17 protein-coding genes are annotated in these 18,568 nt (G+C 60.6%); 8 read left to right on the top strand and 9 right to left on the bottom strand.

The window, feature by feature from the left end; all coding sequences use genetic code 11:
• Nucleotides 1-73 precede the first annotated feature (73 nt).
• Nucleotides 74-661: a hypothetical protein gene (locus tag BLW03_RS18415; RefSeq protein ID WP_244502158.1), complete on the top strand. Its 588-nt coding sequence runs from the start codon at nt 74-76 to the stop codon at nt 659-661.
• Between the two features lie 104 nt (nt 662-765).
• Here BLW03_RS18415 and BLW03_RS18410 read toward each other — a convergent pair whose 3' ends face one another.
• Nucleotides 766-1,149 carry an FtsB family cell division protein gene (locus BLW03_RS18410; RefSeq protein ID WP_244502157.1) on the bottom strand — a complete coding sequence of 128 codons (384 nt, stop codon included), beginning with the start codon at nt 1,147-1,149 and terminating at the stop codon, nt 766-768.
• Between the two features lie 92 nt (nt 1,150-1,241).
• Between BLW03_RS18410 and BLW03_RS18405 the strand changes: the two genes are divergently transcribed.
• The 3 genes from BLW03_RS18405 (at nt 1,242) to BLW03_RS18395 (ending at nt 3,447) form a co-directional block, all read left to right on the top strand.
• Complete coding sequence (locus BLW03_RS18405) at nt 1,242-1,733, top strand: hypothetical protein (protein WP_074655449.1); 492 nt, start codon at nt 1,242-1,244, stop codon at nt 1,731-1,733.
• A 170-nt stretch (nt 1,734-1,903) separates the two neighbouring features.
• Nucleotides 1,904-2,497: a biotin transporter BioY gene (locus BLW03_RS18400; RefSeq protein ID WP_074655448.1), complete on the top strand. Its 594-nt coding sequence runs from the start codon at nt 1,904-1,906 to the stop codon at nt 2,495-2,497.
• An 89-nt stretch (nt 2,498-2,586) separates the two neighbouring features.
• Complete coding sequence (locus BLW03_RS18395) at nt 2,587-3,447, top strand: menaquinone biosynthesis family protein (protein ID WP_074655447.1); 861 nt, start codon at nt 2,587-2,589, stop codon at nt 3,445-3,447.
• Nucleotides 3,448-3,704: 257 nt separating this feature from the next.
• Here BLW03_RS18395 and nadC read toward each other — a convergent pair whose 3' ends face one another.
• The 3 genes from nadC to BLW03_RS18380 all read right to left on the bottom strand — a co-directional run bounded on the left by nadC (nt 3,705) and on the right by BLW03_RS18380 (nt 7,132).
• Nucleotides 3,705-4,523, bottom strand: coding sequence for a carboxylating nicotinate-nucleotide diphosphorylase (nadC, locus tag BLW03_RS18390; RefSeq protein WP_244502156.1), 819 nt, complete (start codon nt 4,521-4,523; stop codon nt 3,705-3,707).
• Between the two features lie 35 nt (nt 4,524-4,558).
• Complete coding sequence (gene nadA / locus BLW03_RS18385; protein ID WP_139285253.1) at nt 4,559-5,854, bottom strand: quinolinate synthase NadA; 1,296 nt, start codon at nt 5,852-5,854, stop codon at nt 4,559-4,561.
• A gap of 129 nt (nt 5,855-5,983) precedes the next feature.
• Nucleotides 5,984-7,132 carry a DNA topoisomerase IB gene (locus BLW03_RS18380; RefSeq protein WP_074655444.1) on the bottom strand — a complete coding sequence of 383 codons (1,149 nt, stop codon included), beginning with the start codon at nt 7,130-7,132 and terminating at the stop codon, nt 5,984-5,986.
• Between the two features lie 112 nt (nt 7,133-7,244).
• Here BLW03_RS18380 and BLW03_RS18375 point away from each other — a divergent pair, with 112 nt between their 5' ends.
• Nucleotides 7,245-8,564 carry an NCS2 family permease gene (locus BLW03_RS18375; protein ID WP_244502155.1) on the top strand — a complete coding sequence of 440 codons (1,320 nt, stop codon included), beginning with the start codon at nt 7,245-7,247 and terminating at the stop codon, nt 8,562-8,564.
• Nucleotides 8,565-8,776: 212 nt separating this feature from the next.
• On the opposite strand, the gene BLW03_RS18370 is transcribed toward BLW03_RS18375, so the two are convergent.
• Nucleotides 8,777-9,703, bottom strand: coding sequence for a thioredoxin domain-containing protein (locus BLW03_RS18370; RefSeq protein WP_074656144.1), 927 nt, complete (start codon nt 9,701-9,703; stop codon nt 8,777-8,779).
• A 102-nt stretch (nt 9,704-9,805) separates the two neighbouring features.
• Between BLW03_RS18370 and BLW03_RS18365 the strand changes: the two genes are divergently transcribed.
• Complete coding sequence (locus tag BLW03_RS18365; protein WP_074655443.1) at nt 9,806-10,537, top strand: TIGR03435 family protein; 732 nt, start codon at nt 9,806-9,808, stop codon at nt 10,535-10,537.
• Nucleotides 10,538-10,618: 81 nt separating this feature from the next.
• Here the strand turns inward: BLW03_RS18365 and BLW03_RS18360 are convergent, their stop codons facing one another.
• Both BLW03_RS18360 and BLW03_RS18355 read right to left on the bottom strand, forming a co-directional pair.
• Nucleotides 10,619-12,286, bottom strand: a complete 1,668-nt coding sequence (locus tag BLW03_RS18360; protein ID WP_074655442.1) for an NAD+ synthase — start codon at nt 12,284-12,286, stop codon at nt 10,619-10,621.
• A gap of 57 nt (nt 12,287-12,343) precedes the next feature.
• A complete protein-coding gene (locus tag BLW03_RS18355; protein ID WP_244502154.1) occupies nt 12,344-13,858 on the bottom strand; it encodes a sugar transferase in 1,515 nt (504 codons plus the stop codon).
• Between the two features lie 343 nt (nt 13,859-14,201).
• On the opposite strand from BLW03_RS18355, the gene BLW03_RS18350 reads away from it, so the two are divergent.
• Nucleotides 14,202-15,059: a ChbG/HpnK family deacetylase gene (locus tag BLW03_RS18350; protein WP_074655440.1), complete on the top strand. Its 858-nt coding sequence runs from the start codon at nt 14,202-14,204 to the stop codon at nt 15,057-15,059.
• On the opposite strand, the gene BLW03_RS18345 is transcribed toward BLW03_RS18350, so the two are convergent.
• Entirely contained in the window at nt 15,056-16,399 is a 1,344-nt protein-coding gene (locus BLW03_RS18345) for a sensor histidine kinase (protein ID WP_074655439.1), read from the bottom strand. The genes BLW03_RS18350 and BLW03_RS18345 overlap by 4 nt on opposite strands.
• A gap of 101 nt (nt 16,400-16,500) precedes the next feature.
• Between BLW03_RS18345 and ribA the strand changes: the two genes are divergently transcribed.
• Nucleotides 16,501-17,151 (top strand): GTP cyclohydrolase II, encoded by a 651-nt coding sequence (gene ribA / locus BLW03_RS18340; protein WP_074655438.1) that lies wholly within the window; start codon nt 16,501-16,503, stop codon nt 17,149-17,151.
• Nucleotides 17,152-17,168: 17 nt separating this feature from the next.
• Here the strand turns inward: ribA and BLW03_RS18335 are convergent, their stop codons facing one another.
• Nucleotides 17,169-18,449 (bottom strand): GGDEF domain-containing protein, encoded by a 1,281-nt coding sequence (locus tag BLW03_RS18335; protein ID WP_083350641.1) that lies wholly within the window; start codon nt 18,447-18,449, stop codon nt 17,169-17,171.
• Between the last annotated feature and the right edge of the window lie 119 nt (nt 18,450-18,568).

Raw genomic sequence — 18,568 nt, 5'->3', positions numbered from 1 at the left:
CTGATCGTAGAGAGCCCGGCCATCGCGCCGGGCTACTCTGTTTTCGCGACGCCTACGCGGTATCCTAGGAGTTGTGAAGCGCTCTCTGCTTGTGCTTGCCCTCATGTCCCTGCTCACCGTCAAAGCACGTGCGATCGAGCTCAAGGTCTCGTCTGGTGCGCTGGAACGGACGCTGAAGCAGCAACTATTCTCCGGTCCCGATGGGCGCTACTATCTCCGTGGCGACGCGAACTCCGCCTGCTTCGTCTACGTCGACAATCCCAGCGTCATTTTCAAGGATGACCGTGTCGTCATCCATGTCCACACGCACTCGCGGCTGGGCGCGGGCATGTTCGGCAAGTGCGTTGGAGTTGGCTTCAATACGGAAGCCGACGTGTCGGTCATGCCGGATGCCGAAGGCGAATCCATTGGCTTTCGCGATGCACGGATTGACCGCTTCACCGGAAACAAGGAACTTGACTTCATCCTGGTGCCGTTCCTCAGCCGCAAGCTACCTGCAAACATGAAACTGAACGCACTGGAACTGCTGCGGACTGCCCTTGGACGGTCCAAGGAGTCCACTGGTTACATGGTGGCGCTGGATGCCTTGAAGATCCACTCCATGCTGGTTGCGAAGGATAAGTTGACCGTCGACCTCGACGGTGACCTGCACGTCGATTAGCTGCCCTTCAGCACAAGGACAAGAGGCTTCAGCCATGTAGAGGGACGAATCCCTCAGAGCTGAAGCCTTTTCCATTGGAGAGAGCCGGACTGAAGTCCGCCGGACTATTTGCGCTCTGCCGGCATGGTGTAGATGACCTCGCCGGGCCGCGTGTAGTGCAACTCTTCGCGAGCCTCATGTTCGATGGCATCAGGGTCATTCGTCAACCGGTCCACGTGCGCCTTCAGACGATCGTTATCTCGCTTCAGTTCCTGCACCTGCACCTGCAGATCCCGCGCATCCCGGCGCTTGGCCTGGTAGGCCGTCAGGCCGTTCTGTCCGAAAACCACGTGATAGCCGACCATGAGTGCGAGCATGCCGGCAGCTCCCGTGGCGAGCTTCGTCCGGCCGTTGTACACGGCTTCATACGCACGGCTCAATTGACTCATGACTCGGCCTGTGCGCGTCGGATTGTGCTGCTGCGGCATCTCCTCCAGTAGATGCTTCATCGCCTCTGTGTATCAAGAGAATGTGCCACGAAAGATACCCCTTCGCTGGCCTCTTTTGGCGTAGCACAGATAAGCCCGTACAGCATGAACACATGAGCCCGTCAAAAGTCCATTGCGGCGGTCCACTGGGTTTGTCATCGCGCCTCCCGCTTGGCGGCATCCTCGCCGATTGCTATCCTCGGCTGCAGATGCACTTGCTGCTCCAGATCGCTGCTGGCTGCTCTGTCCCAACTCTCGTCGGAGTGACGCTCTGGCGAATCGCACAGAGGCGCACCGCGGTCGGCTCCAAGGCTGAAGCGCGCATAGTGCGGCGCCGCTCCAGTCCGCATCCTCGACTCGATCTTGCGGCAGGCGTTGTAGCGTCTGCCCAGGCAGTTCGGCATCCGGCGCGGCGGCAAGGCATCCAGGTACCGAAGGCATCCGTGACCTCAGCACAGACCGGGTTAGAGGGTCCGCCCCGCCGGCGGCCCGACTGGGCTTACTTCAACCAGGACAATGGCGACCTCAGCGATCCCGCCCCGGGTGGCCTGCCCGCAGGTGGCGTGCAGCGCCCGTTCGGATCCCTCTCCAAGCCCGAACGGTAGCGACTGGCATTCGTCTGGCACGCGCCGCTGGTCGCGGCAGATTTGAAGCCGTCGACGGAAGCCAGTGGTAGCGATATTCGGCAGCACCGTGGCCCCTCTGACGCCAGGAGACGGCAACCAACTCACCTCGCCCCGGTACAATCGGAGAAGATTTTCTGAGAGGCCACCTGATGTCGCGTCTTACCTCCTCTGCTCTGCGCCCGGCACCCTTTGCGGTCAACGGCCGCTCGCGCTCGCTTGATCTGCTGGTACGTGCGGCTGTTGTCGTCGCCGCCAGCCTGTTTGTCGCACTCTGCGCACACATCGCCGTGCCGCTGCCCTTTACCCCCGTGCCGTTCACACTGCAGCCCTTTGCCGTGATCCTCGTCGGCATGCTGCTCGGTCCAGGTGCAGGTTTCGCGGCTATGGCCGTCTACCTCGCGGAAGGTGCAGCGGGACTGCCAGTCTTCACGCCCGCTGGTCTACCCGGCATTGCACGCCTCCTCGGCCCCACCGGCGGCTACCTGTTCGCGTATCCGCTGGCCGCCGCTATTGCTGGCGCCGTGCCACGGATGGTGAAGTCGCCTCGCTTCGTTGCGTACGCGCTGGGCGGCGTCGCTGCCATGGCCGTCGTCTACACCTGCGGCGCGCTCTGGTTTAGCCACCAGCTGGGCATGCACTTCTCCGCAGCGCTTGGCAGCACCGTTCTGCCCTTTGCGCTGTCGGACGTGGTTAAGATCTGCGCTGCAGCGGGTATCGCAGCAGCGCTGGTCAAGCGCGCTTAACGCAGCATCGTATGAGTCGTCGCGCGCGCGCGAACGTCGAATCTTTAGAGATACTTTCGAGCAGCAACACAGAAGGGCAACACACGTACATGAGCACTACCACCGCGACCGACGTTCAAGAGATCAAGATTGCGCACAGCCCGGACTCCGACGATGCCTTCATGTTCTACGGCCTGGCCACCAACAAGGTCCGCGTCCCCGGCTACAAGTTCACGCACGTCCTTACGGACATCGAGACGCTCAACCAGCGCGCCATCCACGATCCGTACTACGACGTCACCGCCATCAGCTTCCACGCTTATCCCTACCTGCAGGAGAACTATGCGCTGATGGCGTGTGGCGGCTCCGTGGGCGATGGCTACGGCCCCATGATCGTCTCGCCGCGCAAGTACACGCTGGACGAAGTCAAGAAGCTGAAGATCGCCGTCCCGGGCACCATGACGACGGCATACCTGACGCTGAAGCTCTTCGCGCCGGACATTGAGACAGTCACCGTTCCCTTCGACGAGATCATCCCCAAGGTCGTCTCCGGCGAGTTCGACGCCGGCCTCATCATCCACGAAGGCCAGCTCACTTACGGCGACAACGGCCTGCACAAGATCCTGGACATGGGAGTCTGGTGGCGCGACGAAACCGGCGGCCTGCCCCTTCCCCTCGGCGGCAACGCCATCCGCCGCTCGCTGGGCGCTGAGAGCATGAAGATTACGACCCAGGCCCTGCGCGACAGCATCCAGCACGCGCTCGACCACCGCCCGGCAGCACTCGAGTACGCAATGCAGTTCGCACGCGACCTCGACCCCGCCCTCGCCAACAAGTTCGTCGGCATGTACGTCAACGAACGCACGCTGAACTACGGCGACGACGGCCGCATCGCCATCCAGAAGCTGCTGGACATGGGCTACGAACGCGGTGTCATCCCCATGAAGTCAAAGGTCGACTTCATCGACTAAGCACTTCAGCACTTCGTACCGATCACGACGCGCTCGCGCGTAGACACCAAGGGCCACCGGAGACGGTGGCCCTTTTTCCATGGATTTACTTCAAGATTCAGCGCGCGGCTATCACCGTTGTTTCCCTCATGAAGTCGCAAATCCCGCAGCACAACGGAGGATGACAACTTTAAGAGCGGCAAGCAGGTGCCAAGGTCGTGCGTCTGAGACCTGGTAGGCAGGCTGAAGAGGTTACTTGAGCGGGCTGAAGGCCAGCGCTAAAAGACAGCGATATCCAGCCCGAGATCCAGCGCCCGCACACTATGCGTCAGCGCCCCGACCGAGATCACGTCCACGCCAGTCTCCGCAATCTCACGGATCCGTCCCAGCGTTATCCCACCACTCGCTTCAACCAGCGCACGCCCGGCGGTCTGCACCACGGCGTCCCGCATCGCAGCGGTGCTGAAGTTATCAAGCATGATCGTATCGACACCGGCAGCGAGCACCGGCTCTATTTGATCGGGACGATCCACTTCGACTTCGATGTGCATCGTATGCGGCAAACGCCTGCGAGCTGCAAGCAAAGCCTCGGTCAAAGACAAGGGACTGCTCTGAGCCACGATGGCCAAATGATTGTCCTTTGCCATCACAGCATCGGACAACGAGAAGCGATGGTTCCACCCACCGCCGCACCGCACGGCATACCGCTCAAACTGCCGCAACCCCGGCGTGGTCTTGCGCGTATCCACAATGCGCGCCTGCGTACCGGACGTTTCCGCGACATACTTCGCCGTCATCGTCGCGATGCCCGAAAGCCTCTGCGTGAAGTTCAGCGCCACCCGTTCACCACGCAGTACGCCGCGCGCGGGGCCGGTGATAGATGCAAGCGTCTGCCCCACGGTAAAGCGCGAAGCGTCCTCTACGGCAAAGTCCACGACGATGCCAGGATCGCACATCGCCATGGCAGCAGCGAAGATCTCTGCGCCACACAACACGCCGTCCTCGCGGGCCACGAGTTGTGCCGTGACAATAGCATCTAAAGGGATTAACGCCTCCGAAGTGATGTCGCCCCACGGGGCATCCTCATCCAGCGCCATCCGGACTATGCGTTCGATTAGGTCCGGCGAAAGGCTCACTGCCCCTGCCCCGTCGGCACAGTCGTGGGATTGAGACTCAGCATTCGTTCCAGCGCGACGCGAGCGGGCACAGCCACGCCCTCCGGTACCGTGATGCGATTGACGATCTCGCCGCGCTCCAGCGATTCCAGCACCCACGCCAGGTAGCTGGGATGAATGCGATACATCGTCGAGCAGGGGCAGATGATCGAATCAAGGCAGAAGATCGTGTGCTCAGGATGCTCATTTGCCAACCGCTGCACCATGTTGATCTCGGTACCAATGGCGAAGATGCCGCCGGGCTCCGCAGCCTCGATCGCCTTCTTGATGTAGTCCGTCGAGCCATTCTCATCGGCGGCCTGCACCACCTCGATCGGGCACTCAGGATGCACGATGACACGGACGCCCGGATGCCGATGCCGCGCATGCTTGATCTGCTCTACGGTGAAGCGCTTATGCACGGAACAGTAGCCATGCCAAAGGATCACAAGGGCTTCACGCATCGTGGCTTCGTTGTTGCCGCCGAGTCGCTGCTCTGGCTGCCACACCGGCATTTCCTCCAGCGGGATGCCCATGGCAAACGCGGTGTTGCGGCCCAGATGCTGGTCTGGAAAGAACAGTACACGCTGTCCGCGCGCAAAGGCCCATTCCAGCACTCGTGAGGCATTCGAGGACGTGCAGACGATGCCACCGTGCTCTCCGCAGAAGGCCTTCAGCGCGGCGGAGGAGTTCATGTACGTGACCGGGATGACCGGCACGCGCCCCTGCGCATCCGGCTCCGTGCCGTACAGAGCCTCTAGCTCCTCCCAGCAGTCCTGCACGCTGTCCAGGTCAGCCATATCCGCCATGGAGCAACCGGCTGCCAGGTTTGGCAGGATCACTGCCTGGTCTTCGCGCGAGAGCATGTCAGCCGTCTCAGCCATGAAATGCACACCGCAAAAGACGATCGCCTCCGCCTTGGGCCGAGTCTTGGCGGCTTGCGCCAGTTGAAAGCTGTCGCCGACAAAATCGGCGTATTGGATCGTTTCATCCCGCTGATAGAAGTGCCCTAAGAGCACCACCCGTTCCCCCAGCGAATGACGTGCGGCGCGGATCCGGAGGTCCAGCTCAGCGGCCGAAGCCTGGCGATATTCGCGGGGAATGACTCCCTGTACCGGCGAACCGCCGGGGATCAGATCCCGCTGCGAAGCTCCCGGGCCGTAGCCCTCATGGACGTCGCTCTCCCACGGTGCTTCCGCCAATGCTGAGGAACAACTGCTGCCTTGCTGTTCGCCAATGCGAATCAACTGGATGGTGCGGTCAACCGATGCCAACGTCCACTCCCTCACAACGCGCTCGCGCGGTCTGGTGACCTCTACGGCGCAGCCTGCTGCCAGACTTCAGGATAAAGCTTCTTCGGATCAGATGCTCCTGCCCAGTCAGCGGACGCGGCTTCTACGCAATCACGCTGCTCTCGTCAGCAGCTCTTTCTGCTGCAATAGATTGAGCAGAGCCTGCTCTTCCTTGCGCAATGCCTCGCTGTGCTGGGCTATGGTCATACGCTCCGCCTCGATTTCGTGGTCCAGCGTAGCCTTCGCATCCGCCGCGGAGATGTTACCCAAGTACCGCTCCAGCACCGCGGGGTGGACATAACATTTGCGGCAGACGCTGGGTGTGTTTCCGAGCTTCGCAGCAACCTGCGCGATCGCCTGCACCACGTTCTTCTTCGCCTCCGTAACCGAGGTCGCGGGCTCAAACTCGCTGAGCAGATCGCAGCACAGCACCGACCCGGCCCATGTACGGAAGTCCTTCGCCGTGAAGTGCTCGCCGGTGATCTCACGCAGATAGTCGTTTACGTCGTTTGAGTGAATGGAGTGCGGATTCCCCTCCTCGTCGACGTACTGAAAGAGTTCGTGGCCCGGCAGATCCGAGCACTGCTTCACGATGCGAGCGATGCGCTTGTCGGCAAGGTCAATGGTGTGATGGACGCGGCTCTTACCCTGAAAACTAAAGCGCACCGTGGCTCCGCGCACGTTGACGTGTTTGTTCTGCATGGTGGTCAGGCCATAGCTCTTGTTGGTGCGCGCATATTCTTCGTTGCCCACACGAATATGCGTCTCTTCCATCAGCCGCACCACGGTGGCAAGCACCTTCTCACGCGATAAGCCGGGTTGTGCCATGTTGTGCGTGACACGTTTGCGAATCGCGGGCAAAGCCTTCGCGAAGTGCGCCATACGTTCGTACTTCGTCTCATCGCGGACTTCGCGCCAGTGCGGATGGTAGCGGCTCTGCTTGCGGCCGCGGGCATCGCGGCCTGTGCATTGAAGGTGTCCGTTTGCTGACGTCGTAATCCACACATCGGTCCATGCTGGCGGGATCACCAGCGACTTGATGCGGGCCAGCACCGCTTTGTCCCGCACCAACTTTCCGTCGGGTGCGACGAATCGGAAGGCATCGCCTCGCTTCACACGATGGATGCCGGGCTGGCGGTCGGAGACGTAGCGCAAACCCGCAGCTCGCGCCGCCTCCTCGGGATCGAGGACGATCTCCACGGCTGCCTTCCGAGACTTCTGCTTGGACTTCGAGTGAGGGGCGGCTACACGTGGCTTCATCGCACAGAGTGGGATGCATTCCAACTCATCTGCGTGACTGCCTACGCTGACGCCATCAACGTCCTCCCGGTTTCGTATGATGGCGTTACACCCGTCCAACGGAAAGGCCCGCTTGTCCAACAGCACCCACGCGCGCATCGAGCAGTACTTTGACTTCCGCGGTCTCGGCGCCACCTGGCGCACCGAGATTCTCGCGGGCCTGACCACCTTCCTGACGATGGCGTACATCATCTTCGTCAACCCCGCCATCCTGTCGAAGACAGGCATGCCGATCGCCGCAGTGACGGCAGCGACCTGTCTTTGCGCAGCCTTCGGATCGATCCTGATGGGCGTGCTGGCGAGGTACCCCTTGGCACTCGCGCCGGGCATGGGGCTGAACGCGTACTTCACGTACACGGTCTGCCTGAAGATGCACATCCCGTGGCAGACCGCGCTGGGCGCTGTCTTTCTGTCAGGAGTCATCTTCCTCGCGCTCACCTTTGGAGGCATTCGCCAACTGCTGGTCGAAGCGATCCCGCGGGAGTTGCATGCGTCGGTTGCCGGCGGCGTGGGACTCTTCATCGCGTTTATCGGCCTCATCGAATCGGGCATCGTGGTGCGCGACTCAGACACAGTCGTCGCGCTCGGCAATCTGCGCGCGCCGGGTACTGCTCTCGCGCTCTTTGGACTGCTGTTGATCGCGGTGCTGCAGATGCTGAAGATCCGCGCATCGATCCTCGTCGGTATCGTGGGCACTCTGCTCACCGGGTACGTCTTCGGACAGGTCCATTGGACGCCGCAGCACTTCGCTCTGCACGAACTCACAGCGACCGCAGGGCAGCTCGACATACGCGGTGCGCTGCATACCGGCGCGCTTGAGATCATCTTTGTCTTCCTGTTCGTCGACCTCTTCGACAATGTTGGAACCCTTGTCGCAGTCACAAAGAAGGCTGGACTGATCACGGACGATGCGAAGATCCCGAGGCTGTCGCGCATCTTCTTCGCGGACGCGACGGCGACCATCGTCGGATCGCTGACGGGCACCAGCACCGTTTGTTCGTACATCGAATCGTCGGCTGGCGTTGCCGCCGGAGGACGCACAGGAATCCCCGCGATCGTCACGGGACTCTGCTTCCTGGTATCGCTCTTCCTGGCGCCGCTGGTGGGACCAATTCCAAGCGCCGCGACCGCGCCCGCGTTAATCATCGTCGGCGCATTAATGCTTGGGTCGATCGCAGAGGTGGATTGGGCCGATGCGACCGTCGCCATTCCCGCGTTCCTCACGCTGGTGATGATCCCACTGACATACTCCATCGCAAATGGCCTCGGAATCGGCATTACTGCCTTCGCGGCGTTGCGACTATTCAGCGGCAAGGCGACGCGGCATGACTGGCTGCTTTTTTTATTGGCAGGATTATTTATCGCGCGCTTCGCGTTCCTCTCTCGCACTTAGTGCCACGGCACCGGTTCGGATCCTCCCCCCCCCCGCAATTTCCGTAAAAATTTCATTCCAAAGGACTTGACGTTTCCCGAAACGGCAAAAATTAGATTCGAAAAGACTTACACGCAAAAATTAGAGAACAAAGCACTTAGCCGCCAAAACGCGAAAGGGAGAGCCCGTAGGCCCTCCCTTTGCTTCTTCCTTTATTGTATCGCGCGTGTCAACTACTTCCCCTGCTTGAGGTCCCAGTCGATGACCTGCTTCAGCGTTTCGTAGGGTACGCCGCCCAGCGGCATCAGGTGACCGTTGACTGCGATCATCGGTGTCTGGTCGACGCCGATCTTCTCCGCAAGAGCCGTCTGACCATCCAGTTTCGCCCTGGCTGCGGGCGATGCGGCACAGGTCGCGACCGATGCCGGGTCGGCGCCCGCGGCCTTCACAGCATTGGTCATGGTCGTCTCGGCGAGTTGGTCGGTCAGCGACTCCTGGTGATCGAAGACATCCTTGATGTAAGCGAAGAAGGCAGCATCGCCCTTGGCGGCAGCAACGCAGTTGCCCATGGCCGCAGCCTTGTACGCGAACGGATGAATCTGGGTCAGAGGATAGTTCTGAAAGACAATGCGAGCGTCCGGATAGTCCTTGCGCAACTGATCCATGGTGGGCACGGCTTCCTTGCAGTGAGGGCACTGCAGATCGGCGAATTCCACAAGCAGAATCTTCTTCGAAGCGGAGCCCTCCGCAGGGCCGTTCGCTTCAGCTTCCAGCAGCTTCGCATTGTCTTCAAATGGCTTTGCGCCAAAGCGGAAGACCGTATCGGCAATGGCATACTTGCCGTCGGGCGTGACGAAAAAGCGCACGCTCTCGACCTTGTTGCCCTGGCTCTTGTCCGCGACGAAGATGGTCACCTTGCTGACGCCGGGCGCAGCTGTCTTCTGCACCGCCTCCACGCGCCACGTACGGTTGGTGTCGTAACCCCAGATGGCCTTCAGGAAAGCGTCGACATCCGCAGCGGTGGGCGACGGCGCATCGAAGAATTTTGGATTCACAGGCGGGAACGGATCCGCGCTGGGCGCGGCCGTCTGGGCGAAAGACACGGCGCCGGCAAGGAGCGCCAACGTACCAGCAAAGGCGGAAAGAGACTTAATTCGCATGATCGTCTTCATTTTCTCACTTGAGACGGGTGACGTTGAGTTTCGGATACGAAAGCCAGAATCTGCGGAACCCCGGGCGGGCTACCTGCGTAAGGCCTACACATGCACCTTCCTCTCCTCGCCGCCGGTCTGCTCGCCGCCTCCTGTGCCTTCGCGCAGACCAACTTCGATGTAGCCACGGTCAAGCCGAGCAGCGGTGCGGTGGAATTTGAACGCGACGGGGAGGTGACGGTCTCCCACGGGTCCCTGCGCATGCATGACGTTACGCTGCTCACTTCCATTAAGTGGGCCTATCAAGTGCAGCGTGTACAGATTGACGGACCGGAGGACCTGGGCCACCAGCACTACGACATCATCGCCAAGGTTGAGGGAGAGCCGACGACAGAACAGATGCGTGTCATGCTCCGCTCATTGCTCGCCGAGCGATTTGCGTTGAAGTTGCATCCCGGTACAAAGCAGGTGGATGCCTACTGCCTCACCATCGCACCGAAGGGATTGAAAAAGCTCAAAGTTGCCGCCGTGAAAGACGGCGAACCGTGGCACCAGAACTCCTCGATGGGAATGGTGGCGAGGAATTTCAGCATGCAGGACTTCGTGACCTACATGTCGGAACCGCTGGCCGCGCCTCTGGTCGACAAGACGAATCTTTCAGGCAAATATGACTTTGACATCGACTTTCGACCCTACGTCGATGAAGCGAGTGACATCCATGCAGACCCGAAGGCAGTGATGAGAGCTGCCTTCGAAGGGGAACTGGGATTGCGCCTGGTGCGTGAGCGCAGCACCGTAGCGACGCTCGTGATCGACCACGTCGACACGCCCATGCCGAACTAGGCTTTTCGATTCAACGTGGAAGGCGAACAGCAAGACGGCGTCCCACGGCCCAGGGGAAACGGGAAACATCTTGGAACAGCGCTAACGCGCTCGGGCCGCCAACGGGAATCGACGCCCCGTTCCAAAGCTCTTTGCCGTCACCTTCAGCACCGGTGCAGCCTGCTGGCGCTTGTATTCGCTGCGTTCCACCAACCGGAGCAAGTGGTCGACACGTTCGAGATCTACTCCGAGTGACTCTGCAATTTGCTCCGCCGACTCGTAGCGCTCCACATAAGCCTGCAGGATCGGGTCGAGCACCTCATAGGGCGGCAGCGAATCGGTGTCCTTCTGATCAGGCCTTAACTCCGCGCTCGGTGGCTTCGTGATGGTGTCCTGCGGGATCACTTCGCGCTCACGGTTCGCGTACCGCGCCAGTTCGTAGACCCGCGTCTTCCAGACGTCGCCAATCACGGCAAGCGCGCCGACCATATCGCCGTAGAGCGTGCAGTATCCCACCGACATCTCGCTCTTGTTGCCCGTGGTCAGCACCAGGTGACCGAACTTGTTGGATACACTCATGAGCAATGTCCCGCGGATCCGCGCCTGCATGTTTTCTTCGGCAAGGCCGAAAGGAGTGCCCGCGAAGAGTGGCTGCAGCGCGCGGGCCATCATGTCGACGGTTTCGCGAATGGCGATCACTTCAAATCGGATACCAAGATTCGTCGCGAGGGCGCGCGCGTCTTCAACCGATCCGGTCGACGAGAATTCGCTGGGCATACCGATGCCGAGCACGTTCTCCGCACCCAGTGCGTCTACGGCAATCGCGGCAACCACGGCCGAGTCAATGCCGCCGCTGAGACCCAGCAACACTTTGCTGAAGCCGCACTTGCGAACGTAGTCACGAACACCCAGAACGAGTGCATTCCAGGCTGCTTCGACGCCATCCTGCGGCAGCGCGGGAGCCGTGCCTGCAGACAGGTTCCTGGTATCAAAGAGCACGAGGTCCTCCTCGAAACTCTTTGCCGCGAGGACGGTCTCGCCCTGGTCATCCACGGCGAACGAAGCACCATCGAAGATCAGGCTATCGTTGCCACCGACCTGTCCCACCATGGCAGCGGGTACTCCATGGCGCCTGGCGACCGCGCCAATCATGCGGCGCCGCACTGACTGCTTCCCTTCCCAATAGGGCGACGCGGACAGGTTCAACATCACCGTCGGCTTGCGTCCGTCAGGCAGGGAGCAGTTCATAAGGCGTTCGACAGGATCGTTCTCATAGAGGCGGTCTGGCCAGAAGCCTTTATCGTTCCATGCATCCTCGCAGATCGTGATCGCCAGTACTTCATCGCCGAAGGCACACAAAGATTGCGTTGTGGCCGGCTGAAAGTAACGCTGCTCATCGAAGACGTCGTAGAACGGCAGCAGCATCTTCGTCTGCACAAACTTCACGGCGCCATCGAAACACAGCGCTGCAACATTGCGGGCGCGCTTCCCGGGCCGAATTTCCGATCGCCGAACGTTGCCGCACAGGATGGCTGGCATCCCGGCGTTGGCCGTTGCCGCTGCGACCTGCTGAAGCGCCGCCTCTGCTCGATCAAGGAAGTTATCGTCTTCGATCAGATCCTGGGGTGGGTAGCCCGAAACCGCAAGTTCTGGAAAGACGACCAGCTCAGCGCCCAGTGCTGCCGCGCGCTCTGCTGTTGCCAGAATCTTTGCTACGTTCCGGGCGAAATCGCCAACGGTGGGATTCAGCTGCGCCAGAGCAATCTTCACAACATCATTCTACTAAGTGGGTGAGGTGGCGCTCGTGGCAGGTCAGTTCGCTACACGCTAAGTGCCCGTCCCGCCCAGCACGACACTGACGGTGCGGACCAGGATCTTCAGATCGAGCCATAGATTCCAGTTTTCGACGTAGGCCGTATCGAGCGAGATGTAGCTGTCGAACGATGGGTCCTGCCGCGCTTCCACCTGCCACAGACCGGTGATTCCGGGCAGGACATCCAGGCGACGCAGATGGGCGAGGTCATACCGCTCCACCTCGGAGGCGATCGGCGGACGTGGTCCAACGAGGCTCATGTCACCCCGCAGAACGTTGAAGAACTGCGGAATTTCATCGAGCGAGTATTTGCGAAGAACACGGCCCACGCGTGTGATGCGCGGATCGTTCGTCACCTTGAAGAGGATGCCGTCCCGCTCGTTCATGTGTTCCAGTTGCGCCTTCAGATCGTCCGCGTTCTGGACCATGGTGCGGAATTTCATGCAGTTAAAGGTTCGTCCCTTGCGGCCGATTCGCCGCGCCTTATAGAAGATGGGACCGGTGGAGTTGAACCGTACGGCGATCGAAATCGCAAGCAGGACCGGGCTCAGTGCCAGCAGCGCCAGCGCCGACAGGGTAATGTCCATCATGCGCTTCACCATGAAGGAGCCAATCGGGAAATCCCTGCGATGGAGTGGGATGGTCGGAAACTGGCCGATGTACTCCACCGGCGCATTCCAGGCCAGGCCGTCGTAGAGATCCGGCACGACGCGCACATCGATGCCCAGCTCACGGGCCTCGTTCACCAGCGCGATCACCATCCTCTTGTCGGCCGGTACCGAGAAGAAGATCTCATCGACGAAGAGCGCCCGCGCAAGCGCCAGGCAGTTTTTTACGTCACCGATAATGTCAGCATCGCCGCTCTCTGCCTCCTGCTCCGTCAGCGAGATGAAACCACGAAAGCGGAAACCCAGGTGGCGAAGGGACTCCAGGTGATTGCGCAGAGCGTGCGCCACGCGACCCGCGCCAATGATGAGTACATTGCGCGTATCCACGCCCTCGCGATAGCGCGTGTAGACCATGGAGCGCCATAGGGCTCGGCGCGCGCAGAGCATGGCCCCGGTCAGGAGCACGGAGAGCACGACAACAATGCGTGAGGCGGCCTCGCCGCGCGAAAGATAGATAGTGCCGCAAAGAATCAGACCAGAGACGAGAACTGCCTGCAGAGTCATGCGCTGCTCATTGAGTCCGCTGCGATTTTGAATTGGGCCGTAGAGGCCATAGGAGCGTGTGAAAAAGACCAGGCACACGGCAAACCAGGCCATGTAAGCCCCGAATGTGCTCCAGAGGCCGCTTAGCAGACCTTCGCTACTCATTGCGCTACCGGGATCCGCTACATCCAGCCGGAAGCGCGTGGCGATCATGCAGGCGACAAGGGTCGTTACGACATCCAAAACAGCCCAGGCCGCGCTTGTGATGCTTGGCCGCTCCAGAACGCCCTGCGCGACCGAGCCAGTGCGCATCGGCGACCGCATCGCCGGTCGGCCGCTCATGACACCCTCGTGGGGGTAATCTCGTGCTGGTGGCATCACAACCCTTTTTTGCCGCGTGCTCACCGTCCCGTAGGACCGGCTGCTTCATGGCGTTGCGCGTGGTTACGTTGAGGGAGTTCGGCCTGCAGCACCGCCAGAAAGTTCTGGGATGACTGCCTTTTACTGGCTGCTTGAACCGAGAATAACCCAGTGGAGGAGCTAAAAGATGTTGTTTATGCAATCAAATGTCGCAAAATGCGCCAACAGTGGGAAAAAGTTGCCGAAAATGGCGCTCGCGTTTGGGCAGTGTGCAGCGGACCGAGCCGACGGTCGGTAGGCCTATGCGACCGTTCACACTTCGGGCCGGTGCGATTCGGCGCGCGCATTTAGACTTCGCAAGATGCCTCCTCTGACACCGACACCTGCGATCCGCCTGATTGTGAACGCTGACGACGCAGGTCTGACCGCCGGAGTTAACCGGGCGGTCACAGAGCTTGCCGCCGCGGGTGCGTTGTCATCGACGACGCTGATGGCGAACGGATCGGCGTTCCAAGACGCCATCGCCGGGGGCGCGCCTGCGACTGGCTGCCATGTCGTTCTGGTAGATGGATCCCCCGTTTCCCCCGCAGCCCAGGTCCCATCGCTCGTAAATAAAAACGGCAAGCTGCAGACTTCCCTTGTCCGGTTTGTTGCCGATCTGCAGATGGGTCGGATCACCGAGAAAGAGATTGAGATTGAGGCGGTCGCGCAGATCTCCCGACTTCAGTCTGCCGGCGTCGTGGTCACTCACGTGGACACGCACAAGCACACGCACCTGTTTCCGCACGTCGCGCGACCTTTGATCCGTGCAGCCCTGCGTTGCGACGTGCGGGCCATCCGCAATCCGTTCGAGCAGGCATGGTCGGCCAACCTTACCCGTGGAGCGCTCCTGCGCAAGATGGAGGTCGCTGCGTTGCGGAGGTTCTCGGAGAGGTTTCACAAACTGCGCCGGGCTGCCGGCCTGAAAACGACGGACGGCTCGATCGGCGTCTCCGCTACGGGGAACCTGGATGCGGAGACGTTAGAGCGCCTGCTCACCGCGGCAACGCCGGGCACGTGGGAGCTGGTCTGCCACCCGGGCTACAACGATCGGGATCTGGATCAGGTGAAGACACGTCTGCGAGCGACACGCGACACGGAGCGGGAGGCCCTTCTTCAACTGATCCCAAAGGCAGTTCGCGATGGCCGCATTGCACTGATCAGCTTCGCAGACCTCTAGCGCCGGGAATCGCCCCGGCCACCGGCCAGCTCGGTGCTATCGACGATCGGCATCTCCAGCGTGATGCGTGTGCCCCGACCCGGCCGGCTCTCCATCTCCATCACAGCGTCGGGGCCGTAGAGCACTTCCATACGCTCCCGCACGTTCTTCATGCCGATGCCGGTCCCTGGCCGCACCAGACCGCTTGCGCTGTTCAGCGGTCGTTCCGGCGCGACGCCGACTCCATCGTCTTCCACCTCAAGCAGCAGTCGTTGGCCACGCACGCGACTCCGCAGCGTCACCGTACCACCGCTGATGCGCGGCTCCAGACCATGCTTGATGCTGTTCTCGATCAGCGGCTGCAGCAGCATGCTGGGCACGACCAGGTCCAGCGTCTCCGGCGCAATTTCCTTCACAACGCGCAGCTTTTCTCCAAAGCGAACCACTTCAATGCCCAGGTAATCGTCCGTGAATGCAAGCTCGTCACGGAAAGGCACAAACGCTTCGCGCGTCCGGAGCAAGATGCGCAGGATGTTGGCCAGTCGGTTGACCATCTCGCGCGCCATGTCCGGCTCGACCCGTATAAGCGATCCAATGGAGTTCAGCGTGTTGAACAGAAAGTGTGGATTGATCTGGCGCTGCAGAGCGTCCAGCCGAGCCTCCAGCAGCAGGCGCGCCTGCTGCTCCAGCTTGTCCTCAATGCGTATCGCATTCCAGATCTTCAGTGGGATACCCACCAGCACCGGAGTAGCGGCGCAGATGGCAAGCTGCAACAGCCAAAGGTCAGACCGCAGGCTGAAGTAGCGGCGCGGATAGAACTCTGCAACTTCGCTGGCACCCAGTTGCAGCAGGGCGATGATCACCAGCAGGAGGACCTGCCGGTCCAGGTGAGGGCGGCGCAGGTTGCGGCGGACCCAGCGATAGAGGCTCAGGTCGATCATCGGTGAAAACGACCAGACAGCTTCAACATCCACGAAACGGTAGAACGCTCCCGCCACTGCGGCCGCAATCAGGTTTACGGGGAGTGAGAGGTACTCGCGATGGAGCAGCGCTGGAAGCGAGAGGAGAACTGCCCCCATGGATGCCGCAGGCGTGCCCACGATGGTGCCCAGCAATATCACCGTTGCCAGCGAGATATCGGCAGCGAGAAAGTTCGGCACAACCCCGCGGATCCAGACGCCGAGCATCAGTGGAGCGCAGATCAGCGCAACCATCTTCAACCGGTCCATCGGGGAGCGCTCGGGCCTCAGCAATAGCCTGCGGAACAACGTGGACCGCGCCAGCGAACTGGATACCGCCGCCGCGACGCCCAACTGGACCAACAACGAGATAAGAACCAGCTTGGGTTCGATTGGGTTCACGGTTCTACTCTACGTCGACCGGTCGCCTCCGCGCCGCCCCGTTGCTCCAAGACGCTGCGTCTGCATCCGTCCGGTTCGCCCTGCATCTATAGAATGACGTTATGCTCTACAGCCGGGTTGAAAAAATTGCCGAAGCCGATCTGCCCACGCGCTGGGGCAGTTTCCGCATTCTTGGCTTCGAAGGCCACCTGCCTCCGGGTGCTACGCCCGGTCCCATGGGCAAGACGGTCGAAGAAGCTGTCGCTCTAGTCTTCGGGAATTGCAGCGACGGTGACTGCAACGGCAAGACACCGATTGTTCGCGTCCATTCGCAGTGCCTTACGGGCGATGTGTTTCATTCGTTGCGCTGTGACTGCCGCCAGCAACTCGAACTGGCGCTGGACACGATCACGGCACATGGCGCCGGCATCCTGATCTACGAGGCGCAGGAAGGCCGCGGTATCGGCCTGATGGCAAAGCTGCGCGCCTACGAACTGCAGGACCAGGGCCGGGACACGATCCAGGCCAATGAAGATCTGGGTTATCGTTCCGACCATCGCGACTTCACCCTGCCTGCGGAGATCCTCAAGCAGCTGGGCGTCAAGGCCGTCCGCCTGATCACGAACAACCCGGAGAAGGTGCAGGCCATGGAAAATGCCGGCATTCGAGTCGTGGAACGGATCAGTGCAGAAGTCGCCGCGGAACTAACCAGCCAGAAGTATCTGGAAGTGAAGCGGGACAAGATGGGCCACCTGATCGGCTCACTGCTCTAGTCTTCGCCCCTCCCCCTCTAAGCTGCCTGCTCATCGACAGAGACGCGATTCCGTCCGTCGGCTTTGGCTCGATAGAGTGCCAGGTCGGCGCGCGCAATCAGATCGTTACGATTCATGCCGTGACGCGGCCAGGCCGTTGACACACCGCAACTGACGGTTCCCCAACCGCCTTCACTTGGGACTGACAGCGAAACCGGGGGACTGCCTGCGACCTCCACCAGCAACCGGATTCGTTGCGCGACGTGGAGTGCAACTCTCTCGGCAGCGTTGGGCAGCATCACTACGAATTCCTCGCCACCGTAGCGCGCCACAAAGTCATTCTCATTGCGCAAAGACTGCTTCAGCAGCAGCGCCACGCGCTGGATAACCAGGTCTCCATACGGGTGGCCGTAGCGGTCGTTCATGGATTTGAAGTTGTCGATGTCGATCATGATGATCGAAAGACCTGCTCCCCTCTGAGCGCATTCGGCCCAGGCGCGCTTGTAGGTCTCGTCAAAGTGACCGCGATTCGCCATCCCGGTAAGTTTGTCTTCCCGCGAAAGAATCAGCAGCTGATCGTTCGCATCGACCAACGCTCCAAAGTTCGCTTCGATTCGAATCCGATGGAGGAAGTTGAGCCGCTCTCCCCGTTCGGCGGTGTAGTTGGACACCAGGGAAAGCACCGCGGCTGCCAGCAGGATCGAGAAGCTTTGAAACTTCTCCGGGTTCTTCAGCGTGGAGTCTGTCAGCAGGTAGACGATGCCAAACAGAAGGCACATCACCGCTGCAAAAATCGCGTACGGCAAACGAACGCGAATGCCGATGTTGGTGAAGAGCACCAGGATCGCCATCGAAGTCATGGCATAGGTCGAGACCACCGGGCTGACATTGAAATAAAGATCCAGGCTGCACAACGCAAAGATGGCACAGACCATAATGGCCATGCCCTCGCGTACCGCCTTGCTGACGCCGCGGCGTAAGAAGACGACCGCGAGTATCGTCGGCGGCGTTGCGATGCAGGCCCTGACCACGAACGCATGAAGGAAGTGCGCCGGAGAGAAGAGATAGTCAGAGATCAGGAAGAAGTTGAACACGAAGATGCAGACGATGCCGAGCATCCAAAATCGCCGAGAGCGTTGCGCCGCTGTCGTTGTCTCGAAGTGGGCTTCAAGCGTGGGTATGTGACTCAGCCAGCGAAGACCGCCGCTGTCCAACAGCCGAATTTCTTCATTGAGCTGCTTCCCGGTGATCTGGGCATCATCCTCTTTGCTGGTACCTATGCCAGATAGTTCTGAAGAACTGGATACTAGTTTTGGCATCGGACGGCCCTTCTTCAGTGAGCGTACTCGATTGCCTTGAAATTATGTGGCTCCCTAATCTACTCATGAAGAAAACAATGCAAAAGGGGTGGCCATGTTGGCCACCCCTTTGGAATACG

Source organism: Terriglobus roseus, assembly GCF_900105625.1.
Classification (GTDB): Bacteria; Acidobacteriota; Terriglobia; order Terriglobales; family Acidobacteriaceae; genus Terriglobus; species Terriglobus roseus_B.
The sequence above is the reverse complement of the archived record's forward strand: the minus strand, read 5'-3'. Positions and strand labels throughout refer to the sequence as shown.

Excerpts from the sequence above, each read along its gene's own strand:
- BLW03_RS18410 (WP_244502157.1), bottom strand. The coding sequence starts at position 1,149 with ATGAAGCATCTACTGGAGGAGATGCCGCAGCAGCACAATCCGACGCGC.
- BLW03_RS18405 (WP_074655449.1), top strand. The coding sequence starts at position 1,242 with ATGAGCCCGTCAAAAGTCCATTGCGGCGGTCCACTGGGTTTGTCATCG.
- BLW03_RS18400 (WP_074655448.1), top strand. The coding sequence starts at position 1,904 with ATGTCGCGTCTTACCTCCTCTGCTCTGCGCCCGGCACCCTTTGCGGTC.
- BLW03_RS18395 (WP_074655447.1), top strand. The coding sequence starts at position 2,587 with ATGAGCACTACCACCGCGACCGACGTTCAAGAGATCAAGATTGCGCAC.
- nadC (WP_244502156.1), bottom strand. The coding sequence starts at position 4,523 with ATGGCGCTGGATGAGGATGCCCCGTGGGGCGACATCACTTCGGAGGCG.
- BLW03_RS18380 (WP_074655444.1), bottom strand. The coding sequence starts at position 7,132 with ATGAAGCCACGTGTAGCCGCCCCTCACTCGAAGTCCAAGCAGAAGTCT.
- BLW03_RS18370 (WP_074656144.1), bottom strand. The coding sequence starts at position 9,703 with ATGCGAATTAAGTCTCTTTCCGCCTTTGCTGGTACGTTGGCGCTCCTT.
- BLW03_RS18365 (WP_074655443.1), top strand. The coding sequence starts at position 9,806 with ATGCACCTTCCTCTCCTCGCCGCCGGTCTGCTCGCCGCCTCCTGTGCC.
- BLW03_RS18355 (WP_244502154.1), bottom strand. The coding sequence starts at position 13,858 with ATGCCACCAGCACGAGATTACCCCCACGAGGGTGTCATGAGCGGCCGA.
- BLW03_RS18350 (WP_074655440.1), top strand. The coding sequence starts at position 14,202 with ATGCCTCCTCTGACACCGACACCTGCGATCCGCCTGATTGTGAACGCT.
- ribA (WP_074655438.1), top strand. The coding sequence starts at position 16,501 with ATGCTCTACAGCCGGGTTGAAAAAATTGCCGAAGCCGATCTGCCCACG.
- BLW03_RS18335 (WP_083350641.1), bottom strand. The coding sequence starts at position 18,449 with ATGCCAAAACTAGTATCCAGTTCTTCAGAACTATCTGGCATAGGTACC.